Source organism: Niallia sp. WK069_GA_01 (assembly GCF_983173855.1).
Window position 1 is genome coordinate 3,601,236 of the sequence record NZ_OZ470138.1, and the last position, 19,510, is coordinate 3,620,745.

Consider the following 19,510-nt stretch of genomic DNA (forward strand, 5'->3'; position numbering starts at 1 on the left):
TTTGTGACAGGCATCACTATAGACAAATGTCTTTTTAGAATGCCTATCGCCAATTTATATATTCAATATCTCTCTTATATCTTTTTCCGTCATTCGTGATAAAGCTTTATCTTGATCCCCTTGTTCCATAATGGTTTCAATAAGTTCTTTTTTTGTTTGCTGCAATTCATGCATTTTTTCCTCAATAGTTCCTTTCGAAATAAGGCGAATGACTTGAACGACATTTTTTTGACCCATCCGATGGGCTCGGCCAATCGCCTGTTCCTCCACTGCTGGATTCCACCAAAGATCATAGAAAATGACCGTATCGGCTTCCGTTAAGTTCAACCCTGTATTTCCAGCTTTTAAAGAAATAAGAAAAATGGCTGTCTCCTTCTTATTATAACGCTCCACTAATTCTATTCTTTCCTTAGAAGAAGTTTGTCCATCTAAACGGAAAAAACTCAAGCCTTCTTTTTCTAAAGAACGACTAATGATATCCAACATACTGGTAAATTGAGAAAAAATTAATAATCGCCTTCCATTTTCAACAGCATTCGCTACAATCTCTACTAATTGAATCAGCTTTCCAGAGTCCCCATTGTATGCCTCTAAAAATAAAGAAGGATGACAGCATAATTGACGAAGTCTCGTTAAACCGGCAAGAATTTTCATCCGGCTTTTTTGAAACCCTTCTCCTTTAAGCGACTCTTCCGTTTCCTCTTTCATTTTTTCCAAGTAAGCAAGATAATGCTCTTTTTGATGCTTTGTAAGCTCTGATACGTGAAGGGTTTCAATTTTATCTGGCAATTCCTTCAAAACATCCTTTTTCATCCTTCTCAATAAAAAAGGCTTAATCATGCTTGCTACCTTTTCTGGTGAAAGCTCTCTAAACTTCTTTTGATTTGGAAAAAAATCAGGCATAACGATTTGAAAAATAGACCATAATTCATCAAGCGAATTTTCTATTGGGGTTCCACTTAAAGCAAAACGCGTTTCTGCTTGAATGCTGCTTACTGCTTTCGCTGTTTTTGTTGCATAATTTTTGACCACCTGCGCTTCATCCAATATAAGAGTCTGAAAATCACGATCCACATACTCCTCCATATCTTGACGTAAAGTAGGATAGGAGGTTATCCAAACATCCGCTTCTGCTGAACGTCGAAATAATTCCTTCCTTTCTGTCGGAGAGCCGATCATCACTTCTGTTTTTAAAGATGGTGCGAATTTTCCCAGTTCATTTTTCCAATTATAAACAAGTGATGCTGGTGCAACAATAAGGGCTGGCTTCTCTTCTTTCTGCTTCTCTTTATCTGACAATAAAAGAGCAATACTTTGCAGTGTTTTCCCTAATCCCATATCATCTGCGAGAACCCCGCCAAACCCATAATATTTCAATGTACTCAACCATTGAAATCCATAATGTTGATAATCACGCAGTTCTGCCTGCAAGGAGCTAGCTACCCCAAAGTTCAGTTCTTCTGGATTTTTTAACCGAGTAAGCAGTTGAAGATATTGTTCTCCAGAGTTGGTATTTTCCGCCGATACTAACTCTTCTAATTGGACTCCTCTGTATAAGGGAAGTTTAATCGTTTCCTTCTCCAATTGAGCGATTGGCAGATTCATTTCATCAACTAGATGACGAATTGTGTGAAACTGCTCCGATTCAAGCGCTACAAACGTTCCACTCGGCAAACGATAATACTTCTTTTTTTCCACCACACTTTTCATAATTTTTCGAATCGTTTTCTGATCTATTCCTTCCATTGAAAAATCAACTTCCAACCAATTTCCAGAAGCATCTACATCAATATTCGTAATCGGCACATATGATTCTGGCAGGATCATATTTTTTACTGCGCTCGTTAAATAAACAGCAGATATCTCTTCCAACTGCGGAAGAATTTTATAAACAAATTCAAAAATTTCTTCTTCCTCTTCTGTATATAGAAACGCTCCATTCGATTTTAATGAACTAGATTCAAGCACACTCATAATCCGCTGTTCCTTTTCCATATCGCGAATAAGGATCATCTCTTTTGGGGGAATATACTGAAATGGATTCATCTTATGCTCCCCGTAGCGAAATTCCAAATCCACTCGCAATAACTGATCCTTAATATCTACATATAGATGGGATTGAAGTGGAGTTTTTATAATCTTAGTCGAAATATTATCCGCCACTTGTACCTTTCCGACCTCATCCATGATCGGTACTACATAAGACAGCAACGGTTCCACCTGCTCCTTGCTGATCGGCAAAATAGGCGACTTCGTACGTTCTACTAACGTAATCAACTCTTCCAAAAAGGGTTGTTGTTCCTCGGAAATTTTGTAGATAGAATCCTCTTTCACAAAATAACCATAAAAACGAAAATAATTACCCTTTGAAAAATCAGCTACATTCAGCTGATAATCTTGCCCCTCTCCTTTTTCAAGTTGAAAATGAAAGGGACGCTTGTCATATTGATATTTAAGTTGTTTATGGAATTTTCCTTTATGACACAACTGCACACCCTGCACCTGCGTCAGCATTTGTAAAACCCTATCGGCAATCAGAGGAGATAAAGTAATGGCACGAGCATCATTAGATAAACCTGATGCATAATAAGGAGAAGAATATAAATCTTGATACATTTTTTCAAAATGGACTGCCTGCTGCAAGAGGTTAACGACTTCTTGATCTGCTTCTGAAAAGATATGTTCTAAAGGGTCATAGGTGAAGTTTTTTGTAAATGGATATTGCCATTTCCATTTTACAGCTTCCAAAAATCCCTTTATATCTCTCAAAACATACGGTCTTTTTAGCCCTACCTTCATTTCTAAAGTGATAGATTTTTTGTCATGCAGCATACATACCCAGTCCACAATCAACTGCTGCTTTCCCGCCACGTTCTCTTGTTGTACAGTCTCTTGATAATAGGAAGAGAATTTATCGATAAACTGATTTGTAAGCTGATTCGCATAAGCAGATTGCCTAACTTGCTGCTGTCTCACCAGCTCTACTTGTTGTCTTTCCATCATTCGCTCTCTCTCTTCTATTCTCTTTTTTCTCAAGGGATCCTCGTACGCCCACTTCGCTACTGATTCCTGAATCTCAAACAAAACGGCGGCAATATGTTTGCATTCCTGATCATACCAATTATTAAAAGCTGGACAGCTACACGAACATTCATAATCAGTTTCTACTTCCTGAATCACTACTTGATATCTCTTAGATCCAGATACAGTCGCCCTCCATCTCCCTTTGCTTTCATCACAAAATAAATCCTTCACCTTACCTTGCCGAAAATACCTTTTCCCATTTTGATAATTACTTGCTGAAAACAATTCCTTTATATCTACACGAAGCAATGAACTAGCCATTCCTCTCCTCCTTATTCGTAAAAAATATCAATAAATACGTTGGTAAATACATGATTATAACTACCATAAATATTTTACTCTATCATAGTAACATAGTATATTATCATTTTTGCCGAGAATTTTGTGTTTCATTCTTACTACAAAAAGACACGGTAAAAAAAACAAATTGGCTATCACAATACTGCGAAACTATTACAGCTTTTGTTTCATCTATTAATCAAACGGTACAGCAGAAACTCCTGCACAACGATTAGGTTGAACCGTAAAAGTTTTTGATCTAAAGATATAATTTTTCTAAGTTATTTCGCTTATAGAGGTTGTTCAAAAAGTCCGGTAAAAAGGGCACGTCGAATTTCTTCGTTTTTGAACACGCACTTAAGACATAAGAAAAACCTTCTGTATATTAGTTGCATGCCTGGCAAACAACTAAATTATCCAAAAGGCTTATCTTGATTCTATTAATAATGGCTCTCCATTCTGCAATAATCATCTATCACACACAACACTGTCCACACTGAAAATACAAGAGTCCTTTTCAGGGGTCAGACCCCATAGCCTTTCTATAGCCTTTCTACATAGCCTCAGGAATATTAAAAACCGTTTCAATAATTACTGCACCACCGAACAATGTAGCAACGGACATACCAATAACCGTTAATATAGGAAGAAAAGCGTTACGAAAAGAGTGTTTTATGATTACTCTAAAAGGGGTTATCCCTCGAGAATTTGCTGCTTTTATATAATTAGAATTAATAACATCCAGCATGGAGGACCTTGTCATTCGCAAAATTAAGTTAGATAAAATCAAGCCCAGCGCTAATGCCGGAAGTGTTAAATAGCGAATATGGTTCCACAAACCCGCACTCATCGGTTGATATCCTGCAACAGGGAACCATTTCATCCAAACACCAAATATAATCATCAAAAATAATCCTACTAAAAAAGGAGGTGCTGACATTCCAACCAAAGAAGATCCAACAATTAGTCTATCCACAATCGTTCCTCTTTTAGTGGCAGCAATAATTCCCAATGGGATGGAGATAAAAATGGCGATAACAAGAGAATATAATGCAAGAGATGCAGTTGGTCCAATCCTTCCAAAAATCACCTCGGTAACTGGCATATCATTAAAGATTGACCAACCTAAATCCCCCTTAATAATACCTAATGACCAATAGAGAAACTGCTGTATCAAAGGTAAATTCAAGCCCATCTGCTCTCTAAGTCTTTGAATATCTTCAGGAAGCGCATCCCCTCCAAGTATAGCTATGGCTGGATCTCCAGGGATCAAATGAATAATGCTAAATATGATAATCGCAATAATAAAGAGCAATGGGACTGCCGAAGATAAGCGTTTTAGAATATAGATGGCCATAATATCTTCCTTTCCTATCCTTTTAATCCCTGATTTTTTTTGATAAAAGATTGAATAGCCGATGGTTCTCTTAATATCTAACTGGGATTATTCATAAATAATCCCTCATATATTTGAAAAGAACCATAAGACTAATAGAGCTTTTAAATTACTTAGCATCCCAAAATGTAGTAACTCCAAACGCTGAAATAACATTCATATTTTTTTGCATCACATTAAATCCAAATGTATCTCCAAACTTAATCGTGGGAACCTCTTCCCAGTATAACTGCTGGGCTTTTTCCCAAGCAGCAATAGCATCTTCTTTCGTTGGAGCATAACGTATTTGATCCATCAATTTATCCATCTCTGGATTTGCATATCCTGCGGCATGTTGGTTTCGTGAATCAAGGAAAAAAATCTGTGTTGGTTCTGGCGGTGGCGCAAAACCAGTCATATGAGCATTCCAATCTGCTTTTGTACGCATACCCAGCATTGTTGGAAAGTCATATACATCTAACTTAACTTTCATACCTATTTTTTCTAACTGCTCTTGAATCATTAACGAAGTATTATACATACTTGAGTAATCTTTTGTTGTTAAGATTGTAATGGTTTCTCCATTATAACCAGCTTCTTTCAGCAATGTTTTTGCTTTTTCAGGATTATTCTGATTAAAATATTCTTTGCCTTTATCGGTATACCATTCAGCTGGTTGTTGCTGGATGAGCCCAGGAGTAACTTGATAAAAATCTTTATGTTCAGCAGCACCTAACATTATTTCATCCATGTTCATTGCAGCAGCAACTGCTTATCTTGCCTTCACATTTGAAAAGAAGCCCTCTTTGCTATTAAATACCAAAGAATCATCTAAAAAAGGCTTCAAAACTTGTACAGAAAGATTAGGGTCTTCCTTAAGTTGACTATATTGATCTTGTGGCATTGCTTCGACAAAATCATATTCACCAGATTTGATACCATTTAATCGGGTGGTAGCATCTGGAACAAAACGAAAATATAAATCTTTTACATTCGCTTCTTTTTTACCAGCCAAACCACTTGTTTCATCAGTAAAGCTCTTATAATCATCATATTTTGTTAAGTGAACATACTGTTCTTTTTTCCAATCAACAAATTTATAAGGACCTGTGCCAATATATTCTGTCATTACATTATCCCCTGCTTTATCTATCACTTCTTTTGGATAAATATAAGGACCTAATGAGGAGGGATAGGCAAGATCATATAAAATAGTGATAGAAGGTTTTGGCAATTTCATAACCACCGTATTTTCATCAGGAGCTTCCATCTTTACCCCGTTCATGGCTCCTCTTCCTGTTATTGCTAATTTCCCCCAGCGAGTCAAGGAAGCAATGACATCATCGGCAGTTAGGGCTTTCCCGTTATGAAATTTAACCTCTTTTCGCAAGGGAAACGTAATTGTTTTACCATCTTTACTAATATCAATACTTTCAGCCAAAAGTGGCACGACTTGATAATTCTTATCGTATGTAAGTAATGTTTCTGCCATATGCAAAGCAATAGTGCCAGTTACTATCTGTGAACCTATATGAGGATCTAATGAAGATGGATTAGCTGTTAAAGCAATGTTTAATTTTTCATTCGTTTTTCCGTTCCCGAAGAAGATTCTGAACTATTAGAACTTGACGTACAAGCTGCAAGAGACCCTACAATCAAAATAGAAATAAGAATAAAAATCATCGTTTTCATTCTCACATAAACACTCCCATCTATTAATATTCATTCATAAAAAAACACACAACTTTCCATAGTGGTATTTAAAATATGATGCAGTGGTTGCAAAACATGTCATGCTTCCTTTTCGAATAATAGCGTAAGTTCATTATGCAAATTGTTCTAGGAGGTTATTGTTTTTTGATGCTTAGTATTACTTTGAGGGTATTAGCTCTTTGATGTTTTGGTATCACTTAGAGGATTTGTACTCTTTGATGTTGGTATTTCCGTTGAGAGTAGTGGCTCTTTGATGTAAGAGTTTCTTTTGAAGACTTTAATTCCCGCTTGAAGATATTTCTTGTGGATAAACCGGTACTACCACTTTGATACTTGTACCTCCTTCCGTAAAAATATTGTTAATCTATGAATAGAATACTATTAATAAGTTAATAATGCAATACTAATTTTCTGAATATTTTTTATTTTCTTAAAAATAATTTTAGGACCTTTCACATTGCTGATATTGCGTATTTGTGTTGGTTATTCTTGATTGCATTTACTTTCGTCCTAGTATCAGCGCGGCTTACTTTAAAATCTCATTTTCCATTTCTAGCTGCTTATTTCTTCTTCGGAGTTCTATCCATTCTTTTTGCTCATCTGTTACATTGTCTTTGTCCTTAAAAGAACCTGATTTTTGACTCTAACTCACCCACTTATCTAAAGATGAGAGAGTAAGGTCATATTCACGAATAATCTCTTTTCTTGGTTTTCCATTTTGGTACAGTTGCACAACCTGTTGCTTGAAGCCTTCAGTAAATGTTCGGCGTTCTCTTTTGGCCATGTAGATTCTCCTCAAATGTGTTATCTGTAGTCTACTTGACCTTAAAAATTCTGGATAACTAAGTGGTATGTCAAGTCCAGTATTAATTCCAAGCGTATTTCAATCCACTCACCCATATAGAGTGAGACGATAAAAAGAATGCGGATAAATTAGCAGACGAATTATTTCAATCCACTCACCCATACAGAGTGAGACATTAAGTAGTTAATATAACCAGCTGTTTTCAACTATTTCAATCCACTCACCCATACAGAGTGAGACAGCAACCAAGACGCGATGCTGCAAGTGCATCTTATTTCAATCCACTCACCCATACAGAGTGAGACATTCAAACACATCGTTTTGTGTGTATATTTCAAGATTTCAATCCACTCACCCATACAGAGTGAGACTGAAATACTTCATCAGATGCTACATCAGTATAAGATTTCAATCCACTCACCCATACAGAGTGAGACAGCGGTTTTTACACAAAGCGGGAAATATTACACTCCGTTTCATGCAATCATCGCTATTTCTCTTGGTTTGCAAGAGACATATTATCACATTTCTTATTTTCCCCACTTCATTTTATATATTTTTTAGTGCGAATCCCCTTATATGTTTATGTGAGCTTCACATTCGCACTACAATTATTCTATTAAAAAGACGTTTCCGTATACAATTTTTGCAACCGCTTAGTATCTACTTCCTATTTACTTCCATACGTTCTACTAATCTTTTTACCTTCTTTTTTTGGTCCCTAATAAATAATTTTAAAATCACCCAAGGTACGTTGATTAATGGAAAGAAAACCATTTGTCTGGGCAGTTGTTTTCACACTAATTTTTCTATGTAAAAAGGTTAAGTTTGGCGATTCTCTCTACCGCTTCTTTTATTCGGTTTTCCTCTTCTAAAAGACCAACACGCACATAGCCCTCACCATATTCCCCAAATCCATTCCCTGGTGCTACGACAACATTGCTATGTTCTAATAAATAGTCAGAGAATTGCTCACTTGTATAGCCAGTAGGGACAGGAAGCCAAGCAAAAAAGGAGCCTAGGGGCGCTTCTACCTTCCAGCCGATATCAAGACAAGCTGAAATTAACGTATTGCGACGACTTTCATACTTTTCTACAAGATCTCGTACGCATTGTTGATCTTCAGTCAGTGCCGCAACCGCTGCTTTTTGAATAGCAGGGAATAAACTAACAAAAAGATGATCCTGAATTAAATTTAATGCTTCAATCATAACAGGGTTGCCGACAGCGAACCCGACGCGCCAGCCTGCCATATTATATGTTTTTGATAATGTATACATTTCGATACCAACATCTTTTGCACCTGGGGTTTCTAAAAAGCTAACAGGCTTTTTGCCATCAAAACCAATTGCGCCATAAGCAAAATCATGTAAAATGGCGATATTATACTTTTTGGCAAATGCGACGGTCTCTTCGAAAAATGCCTGATTCGCAACTGCACCTGTTGGATTGTTCGGATAATTTAAATACATAAGCTTTGCCGCTTGCCTATCTTCTTCTGCTATTTTTTCTAAATCAGGAAGAAAGTTATTTTCTACTTTTAACGGGAACGTTTTATACGTTACATCTGCAAGCACAGCCCCTGAAAGATAGTCAGGGTAACCCGGATCAGGAAGTAGCATGAGATCCCCTGGATTCATCAAGCAAATCGGCATCTCGACAAGTCCCGTTTTTGTGCCAAAAAGAATAGCAACTTCCGTCTGCGGATCAATCTTTACACCGTATTCCGACTGGTAAAATTCCGCAGCAGCTTGTTTCAATTCTTCAATCCCCCGAAATGGCGAGTATTTATGTGTAAATGGATCTTCTGCTGCTGATTGTAGTGCCCGAACAATATGCTGTGATGTCGGTTGATCAGGATTCCCCTGACCTAAATTAATAATATCTCGTCCTTCTGCCTTTGCTTTATTAACCTTTTGCACAAGAGATGCAAAAAATTGCACTGGTAATTTTTTTAAACGATCTGAATGCTCCATATGAATCCACCTTTAATTAATAGTAAACTTATTCGATTAATCAAATTTTATATTTAATGATGAAAAAAATCTAGAAAAAATCACAAAAAAACGAAAGAAAAAAGCATTATTTCTTGTATAAACATATAAAATCCACAACGTAAGCGCTTTAGTATAAAACCGATGGGCAAGAAAAATCCCCCCTACCTTTGCAAATTTCTTATTATCCATGCCACATTCTTCTAGAGCACAAGCCACCCTATATCTTATTTGCTATAATAACAATGTAACTATAGAATTTTTTTCTTGATACCTATAGTAGGATGATTTAACCGTAAAGCTACCGTTTTTTCATCTTTGTTTCTATAGCAACTACTTGTTGAATAGCTGGCAAAATATCCTCTATTGAAGTAGATTATAACATTGACTAACACCAATATTGACTGTATTATAATATTAACAGAACCCACCACGCCTCTTAACAATGCGGACCAAGGTGGGTCATTTTATTTCAAGGAGAAATTTAAATTGGATTCTGAAAATAACAAACCTAATATAAAACCTCCTACTACGTTCCAAGAACAAGTAGAGTTATATAAAAGAAGAAATTTGCATATAGATAATTCTGAAAATGCCGAAAAAACATTACAAAGAATTAATTATTATCGCTTATCTGCTTATGGACTTACTTTAAAAGATCCTCTTAATAAAGTCGAGTTTATTAACGGTGCGTCATTCAATTAGAAATCCTAATAACCACCATTGTTACTTCAACAGCCGCTCTCATATCTTCTAAAGGTATATGTACCACTTCACCCGTTCGTGTATCGATCAATGTCAGCCATTCTTCGCTACCAAAATCCAACGCGTCTATTTATTATATCTTCTAATTTAACTTTAACTGTCATGTTTATTCTCTTTTGATAAAAATTCTATTCTACCTATGATGATTTTAACAAATTAATCATAGCCTTTCTAGTTGATGTCAATCAAAGCGTTCTTTTATATATGTATAGCCCCGTCCTCAATTAGGGCTGGCATCTTCTTATCAACCGTCAAGTTATCCACCTTCCCATTTCGTTTATCACTTCCTAGATGATAAAAAAGTATTCTTGCCAATTACTATTTTGACGAGAATACTTTTTATCATTATATAAGGGATACTTTCCTAGTTTATTTATTGTAAATGGAATAGATTAGTTTATAATATTTGTCGTGTAGTTCTTGTTTTTGTTTTTTTGCTATTTCCACGTCTTCTGAGAGCTTTGCTTTAACACCAGAAAAACTTTCAAGCGTAATAACTTCACCAGTATAAGGGTTAATGTCAGCGTTATACCCATCATTATCATCGTAAAATACAATATTCCACTTAATTGGATCTACCGGTGAGTAATCATCTGCAATGTGGATAGAATACGGCAGGTTACTGACATCTTTTATTCCTTTGAATGCATGGATGGCTATTTTTAATGCTGTTTTTTCTTGAACACCATTCTTTATTCCTAAATGAGCCATATCACTTGTTGGATCTGTTACAGGCTCTATTAATTGATCTTGTTCAATGGTTGTAGCTGGTACTGTTTTAATCTCGGAATTTCCTGGGCTAGCAGCCAGCACAGAAGGGAAAACGAAACTGTTGAACAAAAGTACAGCTCCAAAAGCCAATCCAGTGACAGTACCGCCAACTATATATTTTTTATTTTTCATAGGAACCTCTCCTCTTATAATTGGTATGTAGTATCCCTTATATGAAATAGAATACAGAGACAATATTTCAGGCTTGCTAGGAAGTTGTTATCGAGTTGTTAAAAATAATTCGTGTGGTTATCCCTTGTTGAGAGTGAATTTCTAATTTTGCATCATGATATTTGGCAATTTTGGCAACGATACTTAAACCTAGTCCGAATCCTCCAAATTGACGAGAACGAGATTGATCGACTCGGTAAAATGGTTCGGTTATTTTTCCGATTTCTTTTTTATCTAAACCAATACCGTTATCTATTACTTCTAAAATTGGCTGGTTCTTTTCATTAACATATGTATTTACCTTTATTTTACCGTTTTCACTAGATGCTCTTACGGAATTTTCTACTAAATTAATAAGAAGGGACAGCAATAATGTTTCATCCCCCACCAAGGTTTTTACGATTGCCTGTGTTTCTAAGTGAATATTTTTCTTTTTCAAAATTGGCGTCATAAAGGCTTGTAAGGAGTTAAAGAGGGTTTCTGTGTTAATCTCCTCAAACTCTTTCTTTTTGTCACGCATTTTCGTTAGATCAAGCAGTTTAATAGATAAATTTTGTAGTCTTCCTGCCGCTTCCTTAAGATGCTGGGTTGCGATAATTCGCTGCTCCTCGGTAAACTTAGCCTTTTGGAGATAGTCAGCATACCCCAAAATAGAAGTAAGTGGTGTCTTCATTTCATGGGAGAGATTATCAATAAACTGCTGTTTATTTTCAGAGGCATGTGTTAATTGTTTTACTTTATCCTCTACAGAATTAGCCATGAGATTAAAGGTGTCACCTAGTTCACCTAGCTCGTCCTTCTGATTAATATGAACTCTTTTGTGATAGGCTCCATTTGCTATCTCACTTGTAATGGCATTTAATTTATGGAGAGGATTTGTTAAGTGTTTCAAAAGTAGAAAGATAGAAATCCCCAATAGCATACATACGAGGATACTTACCATTACAAACACATGAATCATTGAAGAGAGAAAGGAATCTAGTTGACTAATATCACGAACATAAATAAATGTTAAATCAGGGTTGGATGATAACGGTGAAGCGACAAATAAATATCGTTGATTTCCAATTTTTTTGGTTTGTATCGTTCGCTTTGTTTTATCCAGATGATTTAATAGGTTAGCATCAAAGGTTGGAGCGTTAGAATAAATTTTCGTATTAACCTTGTATAACGCCAGGTAAACCTGTTGATTTTCATAATAGTTTGCTAGTGGTTTAACAATAGAGTCAAGGCGTTCTTTATCATAAGAAATCGTTGGATATAATGGGCTGGTGCTATTAATGCTGTTTTCAATCGAAACTAAAATAACCGATTGTTCCCGAATACTATTCTCCTCTTCTCTCTGTAGATTGAAATGGTAAGAGGATGAAACAAGGACAAAAGCTGCAACATCAAATAAAACAATAAAAATAATCAGAGTACTTAAAAATATTTTTTGCCAAAACTTCATGTTTGAATCTCCAGTCGATATCCGAACTTATAAACAGTTTGGATGTAGTCTTCTAATTGTAACTTTTTTCGCAATTTCGTAATATGTACATCAACAGTTCTAGCATCCCCGAAATAATCATGCCCCCAAGCCAAGTTAAGCAATTGTTCCCTTGATAAAGCTAAATTACAATTATTAATAAGTACTTCCAAGAGAACAAATTCCTGGTTAGTCAAGCTTACTGGTTCATTATTAACGATCACAATATGTTGATCCAAATTAATTAGGGCATTTCCGATAATATATTTTCTTTTAGCAGGTTGAGAACGACGTAACACAGCTTCAACCCTAGCAATTAGCTCAATGGATTCAAATGGTTTTACAATATAATCATCTGCACCGAGTTTTAGACCTTTTACTCTATGGGACACATTATCTTTTGCAGTGACAAAAATAACCGGTATGTGAGTAAATTTTTTTTGTTCCATTAAAGAAAATCCATCTATATAAGGGATCATTACATCAAGTAAAATTAAGTCAGGCTTCCAATGATTCAAAATGCTAAGCGCTTCGTTTCCATCAAATGCTTGCTTACACTCATACCCAACTAATTCTAAGTTCATAAAGATTAATTGATTAATTGCATGATCATCTTCTACAATCAGTATTTTTGGCACAATGAAACCTCTTTTCCTAAATGGTAATAAGATATATAGTATATTATAGCATTCCTCATTCCTACCTTTTGCCACAGCCACCCCTTTGAAAAATCCGAATATCCAAGATGGTCTTCTTATATCTGTTGAAAATGGAATATATCGCTTTTGATAATACATTAGAAGCATAATAGATGGCTCCCTCCCAAGTAGAATGCTGTCCACTTAACAAATGGAATTTGTTTATATTTTTCTAGCAATCTAGTGATCACCTCATTCTCCAAGCTTCATTTTCTGCATTAGGAAGAATCTAGATAGACTACAACGAACATTTATTTTACCATTCGATACTTTTTATGTAAAAAAAGTCGAGTAGCGATAAAATAGCTTTGATAAGATACAGATATAGAAAGGAGGGAATCCTATGTTAAAAGAATTAAATGATGTCATTGACTATATTGAAGAACATTTAACCGATGATTTATCTCTGAAAATAATTTCTGAATATGCAGGTGTTTCTGATTACCATTTCAGAAAAATTTTTTATTATCTTTCAGGAATAACGCTTAGTGAATATATTAAAATTAGGAAATTATCGGAAGCAAATATGGATTTATTACATGGAGAGAAAGTTACCGATGTTGCTTTTAAATATGGTTACCAATCACTGGATGGATTTACCCGAGCATTTAAAAAATGGAGTGGGTTTTTACCATCTGATGTCATCAAAAAGGGCATTAGCAAATCGTTTCCCAAACTTTCCTTTTCCATAACTGTCAAAGGAGGAATTACGATGGAATTTAGAATAGAAACTAAACCAGCGTTTAACTTAGTTGGTGTAAGCAAACGTGTTCCTATACAATTTGAAGGGGTCAATAACGAAATTGTGAAGCTTGCAAAAAGTATAACGAATGCACAAAAAGAAGAGATGCATTCTCTTCAAAATATGGAACCTTATGAAATCGTTAATGCTTCTTATGAAGCTGACGCTAATTTCTTAAAAGAAGAAGGTGACTTAACTCACCTGATAGGCGTTTTAACAACGGAAAACCAAGTAAGTGCTTCGTTAGAAACCAGCTCTGAAGAGTAAAAGTTTTTCGAGATAATTCCACCTAACACTCGCCAAATATAGGATAATTAGGATATACAAAACCCTATTATATTGATATTTGGGAGGATTTTTTTTATGATAACTAGAAAAGACAAACGTGATAAAGAAAAAGGGATAAACTTTTTATTCGAGTTTCTGAAAACGCAGAAACACTTTTTTAAAGATTTTAATAAGTTGCTTAAAAAAGTAAAGGATCCAAGACACCAGGGCTATACCATTTATGACCCAGAAGTCCTTTTGATGATGGTTATTTTAAAAAACACCTGTAATCTAAAAAGCATGCGTGAAATGACGAATGAATTCAACAAGGACGAGTGCATTGAAAATATAGGAAAAATTTTAGGGATTGAACATTTGGAAGAATTACCCCACTATGACACAATCAATAATTTTCTTTCTCGGTTGAAACCAGCAGAACTTGAACATATCCGAACGTACATGATCAAAGAATTATTGAAAAAGAGGTGCTTTGATTCTTATCGGATTGAGGGGAAATATTGGGGCGTTATCATTGATGGTACAGGCATTTTCACGTTTAATGAAAAGCATTGTGACCACTGCTTGAGACGAAATTACAAGGAAAAGGATAAGGAAACGGGTGAAGAAAAAACAAAGACCATCTATATGCATCACGTCCTAGAAGCTAAATTGGTTGTTGGAGATATGGTGCTGAGTGTTGACTCAGAATTTATTGAAAATGAATCGGAAGACGTGGAGAAACAAGATTGTGAACTAAATGCTTTTTATCGATTGGCTACAAGACTTAAAGACACATTCAAACGGCTGCCCATCTGTATCATTGCCGATAGTCTTTATGCGTGTGAAAAGGTCTTTAACCAATGCAAGAAATATAAGTGGAACTATTTATTTCGATTCAAGGAAGATCGCATCAAAAGTATTGCCAGTGAGTTTCAGGTATTAAAAAATATGGAAGACAATGTCTTGAATATAAATGAAGATAGCCAACAAGGAAGAATTACTTGGGTGAACGGAATTGTTTATAGGGAACATCAACAAAGTGTGCTGGAATACGAAATGGAGACGAAAAAGGGAAAACAAAAGTTTCTTTTCCTTACCAACATAAAAATCACAAAAAAGAATGCCAAAAGGCTCGTTAACACTGGACGAAGCCGTTGGAAAATAGAAAACGAGGGATTTAACAGACAAAAAAACCTACGCTATCACATTCAACACGCAAGCAGTAAAAATTACAATGCCATGAAAAATCATTATTTATTGGCCCAGATTACAGAAATCATAATGGTGCTTCATGAGCAAGGGTCGAAAGCATTGAAGCGCGTCAAAAAAACGGTAAAAGAAATATCCTCGCGACTGTTAGAAGCCTTGCGCGGGCAAACACTAACAAACGAGGATATAGTACAACTGGGAAAACCAATGCAAATTAGATTTACCTAGTGCCATAATTATAACAAAAGGATGTGGTGTTGGGAAAGAGAAAAGTAGTTATCCACAATTTCACAATGGAAATGACGAAATTGGCTTGTCTTTTTTGGTAAAAAGGACGAAAATGACAATGGTAAATTTTTACATGTGAATAAGTTACTTTAACATCTTTCACATTTTTTTATCAAAGTTTACTCCTCGGAGCTGGTTAGAAACGGTTCCTGTTGACACACATACTTGGGCAATATTCCCAAACGAGGGACCCTTCCCTTCTATGTTACAAGAAACAATGGCAAATATTTATTCAGAATGGCTTCCTTCTTCCAATTATGAAGTAATAAATGCCCCTACGTTTTCCTTTACTAAAATGGATAAAAACAAAAAAGATTACGCTTATAGTGAAGTTTGGATTGCTGTTCAGAAAAGATAAAGGAACACGAACAATCAGTGGGAGGTTTTCTTCTCTACTGATTGTTCGTTAAGCCTATATGGCATCTCCCGCCAACTTCCCCACTTTAAGATGATGCTTCCATTCCCATTCAAATCCAAAAGTTCGAACCCATCTATAGCCAAAATATGATAAAATCTCACTATACCTTTCTATTGATTAAAAAAGGAGTCATTATGATTAATAAACATATTCAAGAGGCTATTACATTTACAAAAGTAAAAAAATTTTATGTGGAAAAAGAGGAAGTTCACACCATTTTAAAGGAAGTATCTGGGGTAATTAAAAAAGGTTCTTTTGTCATGATTGTTGGTCCTTCAGGTTCTGGAAAAAGCACGCTACTTTCTATGTGTAACCTGCTTCATACACCTGATGAAGGAGAAATAAACGTATTCGGAAAAGAGATTAAAAAGTGGAATATTTCGGCATTGCGAAAAAGAGTAGGAATTGCCTTTCTTTCAATCAGCCCCACTACTAGACGGGACTGTTCGTGATAATATGTTAATCGTCCAAAAATTACATAACAACCAGCATCTTTCACCTGAACAGCTTTGCTCCTTAACTGGGCTATCAAGCGATTTATTAGACCGAGATGCCAAAGATTTATCAGGTGGGCAAAAACAAAAGCTTTCCTTAGCTCGTACATTATCCAATGCTTCTGATATTTTACTTCTAGATGAAATTACATCTGCATTAGACCTTGCTTCTACTCATGAAGTAGAGCAGCTTATTGTTCAGTTAAATAAAGAGCAACACAAAACGATTATTTGGGTTACTCATAACCTCGAGCAAGCAAAACGATTAGCAGATGAAGTATGGCTGATAGTAGATGGAAAACTTATTGAAAGTGCTGATACTGTTTCGTTTTTTACAGCTCCGAAGCAAAAGGAAACACTTGCCTTCCTACAAGGAGCACTTGTATGAGCAATATTTCTTTATTATTTACCATTATTTTTGTGTTTATTGCCTTATTTTTTTCTAAATCATTCAAGCTCGAAATCGGAAAGGATATTGTTATTGCCAGTGTTCGAGCAGTCATACAGTTATTCCTCATTGGCTATGTATTATCGCTTATTTTCGAAAAAAACAGCCCTTTTTTCATTATCTTAATTCTTCTTTGTATGTTAACCGTTGCTGCTCAAAATGTGGTTAAAAAGAAGCAACAAGCATTTCAAACATTTTGGAGAGTGTTTATTACTCTAGCAATCGTTGAAGCTATTACACAAGGAATTCTTTTAACTATTCACATCATCCCTCCAACAGCTAGATACATTATTCCAGTCAGCGGAATGATAATAGGAAATTCAATGGTTATTTCTAGTTTATTTTTAAACAGGCTGCATGCGGAGGTAGATAGTCGAAGAGAAGAAATTCAATTAATACTTGCACTAGGTGGCACGCCAAAGCAAGCTATTCATTCCATTTTAAAGTCAGCCATCAAGGCTAGTATGATTCCAACACTTGAAAGTCAAAAAACAATCGGTCTTGTTCAACTTCCTGGCATGATGACTGGTCAAATTATTGGCGGCGCAAGTCCGATAGAGGCAGTTAAATTCCAGCTGCTCATCACCTTTGCCATGATGGCTTCTGCAACACTCACTTGCTTTACTTTAAGCAGACTTATATATCCAACTTTCTTTAATTCCTATCAACAGCTAGTTAAAAGATAAACCTACTGCCACCATTCGTATTTTGCCGAAAAATCATGACAAACTTCGGGTGGTGACAGTGGATTTTGCTCTTTTAAGTACTTGCCTAATAGCACAGCATCTCCACCGGTTAATCCAGTTATTGATTTCCCCTGCTCTATTAACCCTCTATTTACAGCTTGTTCCATCACTTGTAAATTCTTTTCCATTGCTAACATTATATCTTCTTTGTTTTTTCCTGTTAAATTATTCTCGGATTCTATCATTACTTCTGAAATAGATTGGTTACGTTCCATACAAAGTGCAATCAGTTCTCCTACTGTTCTAAAACTCATATTCTTTTCATCACCCTTATTTCATCCGTTATTTATCCCACTCTTAACGGGCAGACCCAATGTCATCCTTTGTAGTTCCGCTCTTTTCCAACAAATTAATGGGAAATCCGATCAACATGAGCCAAATGTTTTTTACCTGTAGCAACTACTAACATTGCGAATAAAACAAAGATGGCTCCTGTTATAAATGGAATATGCGGAGAATATGTTTCTGCCAATTTATTAGCTAGCCAGGGACCAATTGCTCCTCCTATAAAACGAACAAAGCTGTATGCGGCAGATGCGGTTGCTCGTTCAACAGGAGCTACTTCCATAACAGCTGTTGTAATTAACGTATTATTTGTACCTAAAAACAAGCCTGCAGCGATAACAGAGATGATAATTACTTCTTTGCTTTCCGTCCATATTCCCATTGTTAATAAAGTCAGGGCAAACAGCACAAGCATTACACACATCGATTTGATAGTACCAAAGCTGTCTTGAAGTCTTGGTGCAATAAAAACGGAGGTAATAGCTAGACATAATCCCCACCCTAAAAATACAAATCCCAGCCCATGTTCATTTAACCCCATTACAAACGGGGAATACGCCATTAAGGTGAAGAAACCGATATTATATAAAAATGCAGTTAACCCTAACCGAAATAATCCAGGAAATTTCAGTGCTTTAATCGGATCCAATAAAGAGCTTTTTACTTTTGGTTTTGGCAGCTTCGGCATTTTTATCAATAAAGCGAAAAAAGCAACCATCATGAGAATGCTAACACCAAAAAAAGGACCTCTCCATGAAATAGATCCTAACTCTCCTCCAAGAAGTGGACCAACTGAGATGCCTAAACCTATCGCTGCTTCATATAGGATAATGGCTTTTGCTGTTCCGCCTATTGATAAGCCAACGATAGCCGATAAGGCAGTTGCAATAAATAAAGCATTGCCTAATCCCCAGCCGCCACGAAATCCGACAATTTGCCAAATTCCATTAGAGGATCCTGCAAAAGCAGCAAATATTATTGTAAATAAAATACCCGTCAACAACGTCCATTTTATTCCAATCCGACTGGAGACTACACCAGTTATAAGCATAGCAAGACCAGTAATTAAATTATAGCTGGAAAATAATAAGGAAACTTGACTCGGTGTTGCATCAAGCTTTGCAGCTATCGCCGGCAAAATAGGATCCACCAATCCTAATCCCATAAACGATATAATTGCTGCAAAAAAAATAACCCAAACAACCAGTGGCTGTTTAGCTGATTTATGTTGAGATTGTATTGTGTTTGTAGACATATTGAAAAAGCCTCCTTGCTTTTATCGTCATTCTTTAAAAAACGTTCTTGTTTTATTATAGAAATAAATAACGTTGACGTCAACGTTAACTTTTGGATATTAAAAAAACATGATTTGTAAACAAACACATTCTATCTCTTTATAATTTTTGTTCATCGTACCTTTTCCCGTCAACTTGCTCTTTTAGCCTGCTTATGACAAAGTTATAGTATAAACGCATGTGTACAATTATGTT

At 35.7% G+C, this 19,510-nt stretch carries 13 protein-coding genes, 3 pseudogenes and 1 CRISPR repeat array; of the genes and pseudogenes, 6 read left to right on the forward strand and 10 right to left on the reverse strand.

The window, feature by feature from the left end:
* Nucleotides 1–54: 54 nt before the first annotated feature.
* The 5 genes and pseudogenes from AC5LWL_RS16915 to AC5LWL_RS16935 form a co-directional block, all read right to left on the reverse strand.
* The gene (locus AC5LWL_RS16915; protein WP_493435404.1) at nt 55–3,345 is read right to left on the reverse strand and encodes an SNF2 helicase associated domain-containing protein; all 3,291 of its coding nucleotides are present in this window, start codon (nt 3,343–3,345) and stop codon (nt 55–57) included.
* Nucleotides 3,346–3,916: 571 nt separating this feature from the next.
* Nucleotides 3,917–4,720 (reverse strand): ABC transporter permease, encoded by an 804-nt coding sequence (locus tag AC5LWL_RS16920; RefSeq protein WP_493435405.1) that lies wholly within the window; start codon nt 4,718–4,720, stop codon nt 3,917–3,919.
* 148 nt (nt 4,721–4,868) lie between these two features.
* A pseudogene (locus tag AC5LWL_RS16925) lies at nt 4,869–6,230 on the reverse strand (ABC transporter substrate-binding protein).
* 676 nt (nt 6,231–6,906) lie between these two features.
* Nucleotides 6,907–7,235 (reverse strand): annotated as a pseudogene (locus AC5LWL_RS16930) (transposase); the annotation flags it as partial.
* A 95-nt stretch (nt 7,236–7,330) separates the two neighbouring features.
* A CRISPR array of direct repeats spans nt 7,331–7,694; the repeat unit is 34 nt; unit sequence TATTTCAATCCACTCACCCATACAGAGTGAGACA.
* 371 nt (nt 7,695–8,065) lie between these two features.
* Nucleotides 8,066–9,232 (reverse strand): pyridoxal phosphate-dependent aminotransferase, encoded by a 1,167-nt coding sequence (locus AC5LWL_RS16935; protein ID WP_493435406.1) that lies wholly within the window; start codon nt 9,230–9,232, stop codon nt 8,066–8,068.
* A gap of 507 nt (nt 9,233–9,739) precedes the next feature.
* On the opposite strand from AC5LWL_RS16935, the gene AC5LWL_RS16940 reads away from it, so the two are divergent.
* A complete protein-coding gene (locus AC5LWL_RS16940) occupies nt 9,740–9,955 on the forward strand; it encodes a hypothetical protein (RefSeq protein ID WP_493435407.1) in 216 nt (71 codons plus the stop codon).
* A gap of 429 nt (nt 9,956–10,384) precedes the next feature.
* Here the strand turns inward: AC5LWL_RS16940 and AC5LWL_RS16945 are convergent, their stop codons facing one another.
* The 3 genes from AC5LWL_RS16945 to AC5LWL_RS16955 all read right to left on the reverse strand — a co-directional run bounded on the left by AC5LWL_RS16945 (nt 10,385) and on the right by AC5LWL_RS16955 (nt 13,063).
* Complete coding sequence (locus tag AC5LWL_RS16945) at nt 10,385–10,918, reverse strand: hypothetical protein (RefSeq protein ID WP_493435408.1); 534 nt, start codon at nt 10,916–10,918, stop codon at nt 10,385–10,387.
* A 76-nt stretch (nt 10,919–10,994) separates the two neighbouring features.
* Nucleotides 10,995–12,407 carry a sensor histidine kinase gene (locus tag AC5LWL_RS16950; protein WP_493435409.1) on the reverse strand — a complete coding sequence of 471 codons (1,413 nt, stop codon included), beginning with the start codon at nt 12,405–12,407 and terminating at the stop codon, nt 10,995–10,997.
* Complete coding sequence (locus AC5LWL_RS16955; RefSeq protein ID WP_493435410.1) at nt 12,404–13,063, reverse strand: response regulator transcription factor; 660 nt, start codon at nt 13,061–13,063, stop codon at nt 12,404–12,406. Before AC5LWL_RS16955 ends, AC5LWL_RS16950 begins: the two co-directional genes overlap by 4 nt.
* 403 nt (nt 13,064–13,466) lie before the next feature.
* Between AC5LWL_RS16955 and AC5LWL_RS16960 the strand changes: the two genes are divergently transcribed.
* The 5 genes and pseudogenes from AC5LWL_RS16960 to AC5LWL_RS16980 all read left to right on the forward strand — a co-directional run bounded on the left by AC5LWL_RS16960 (nt 13,467) and on the right by AC5LWL_RS16980 (nt 17,675).
* Entirely contained in the window at nt 13,467–14,132 is a 666-nt protein-coding gene (locus AC5LWL_RS16960; RefSeq protein WP_493435411.1) for an AraC family transcriptional regulator, read from the forward strand.
* Between the two features lie 96 nt (nt 14,133–14,228).
* Complete coding sequence (locus AC5LWL_RS16965; RefSeq protein ID WP_493432582.1) at nt 14,229–15,569, forward strand: transposase family protein; 1,341 nt, start codon at nt 14,229–14,231, stop codon at nt 15,567–15,569.
* Between the two features lie 163 nt (nt 15,570–15,732).
* On the forward strand, nt 15,733–15,987 hold the full coding sequence (locus tag AC5LWL_RS16970; protein ID WP_493436641.1) for a GyrI-like domain-containing protein: 255 nt from the start codon (nt 15,733–15,735) through the stop codon (nt 15,985–15,987).
* Nucleotides 15,988–16,181: 194 nt separating this feature from the next.
* Nucleotides 16,182–16,929 (forward strand): annotated as a pseudogene (locus AC5LWL_RS16975) (ABC transporter ATP-binding protein).
* Entirely contained in the window at nt 16,926–17,675 is a 750-nt protein-coding gene (locus AC5LWL_RS16980) for an ABC transporter permease (protein ID WP_493435412.1), read from the forward strand. Before AC5LWL_RS16975 ends, AC5LWL_RS16980 begins: the two are co-directional and overlap by 4 nt.
* Nucleotides 17,676–17,677: 2 nt before the next feature.
* On the opposite strand, the gene AC5LWL_RS16985 is transcribed toward AC5LWL_RS16980, so the two are convergent.
* Together AC5LWL_RS16985 and AC5LWL_RS16990 are read right to left on the reverse strand one after the other, a co-directional pair.
* Entirely contained in the window at nt 17,678–17,989 is a 312-nt protein-coding gene (locus tag AC5LWL_RS16985; protein WP_493435413.1) for a hypothetical protein, read from the reverse strand.
* A 95-nt stretch (nt 17,990–18,084) separates the two neighbouring features.
* On the reverse strand, nt 18,085–19,275 hold the full coding sequence (locus tag AC5LWL_RS16990; protein ID WP_493435414.1) for an MFS transporter: 1,191 nt from the start codon (nt 19,273–19,275) through the stop codon (nt 18,085–18,087).
* Between the last annotated feature and the right edge of the window lie 235 nt (nt 19,276–19,510).

Bases quoted from the DNA above. Each gene is read 5' to 3' on its own strand.
- AC5LWL_RS16915 (WP_493435404.1), bottom strand. From the start codon at position 3,345: ATGGCTAGTTCATTGCTTCGTGTAGATATAAAGGAATTGTTTTCAGCA.
- AC5LWL_RS16920 (WP_493435405.1), bottom strand. From the start codon at position 4,720: ATGGCCATCTATATTCTAAAACGCTTATCTTCGGCAGTCCCATTGCTC.
- AC5LWL_RS16965 (WP_493432582.1), top strand. From the start codon at position 14,229: ATGATAACTAGAAAAGACAAACGTGATAAAGAAAAAGGGATAAACTTT.
- AC5LWL_RS16980 (WP_493435412.1), top strand. From the start codon at position 16,926: ATGAGCAATATTTCTTTATTATTTACCATTATTTTTGTGTTTATTGCC.
- AC5LWL_RS16945 (WP_493435408.1), bottom strand. From the start codon at position 10,918: ATGAAAAATAAAAAATATATAGTTGGCGGTACTGTCACTGGATTGGCT.
- AC5LWL_RS16990 (WP_493435414.1), bottom strand. From the start codon at position 19,275: ATGTCTACAAACACAATACAATCTCAACATAAATCAGCTAAACAGCCA.
- AC5LWL_RS16985 (WP_493435413.1), bottom strand. From the start codon at position 17,989: ATGAGTTTTAGAACAGTAGGAGAACTGATTGCACTTTGTATGGAACGT.
- AC5LWL_RS16950 (WP_493435409.1), bottom strand. From the start codon at position 12,407: ATGAAGTTTTGGCAAAAAATATTTTTAAGTACTCTGATTATTTTTATT.
- AC5LWL_RS16960 (WP_493435411.1), top strand. From the start codon at position 13,467: ATGTTAAAAGAATTAAATGATGTCATTGACTATATTGAAGAACATTTA.
- AC5LWL_RS16935 (WP_493435406.1), bottom strand. From the start codon at position 9,232: ATGGAGCATTCAGATCGTTTAAAAAAATTACCAGTGCAATTTTTTGCA.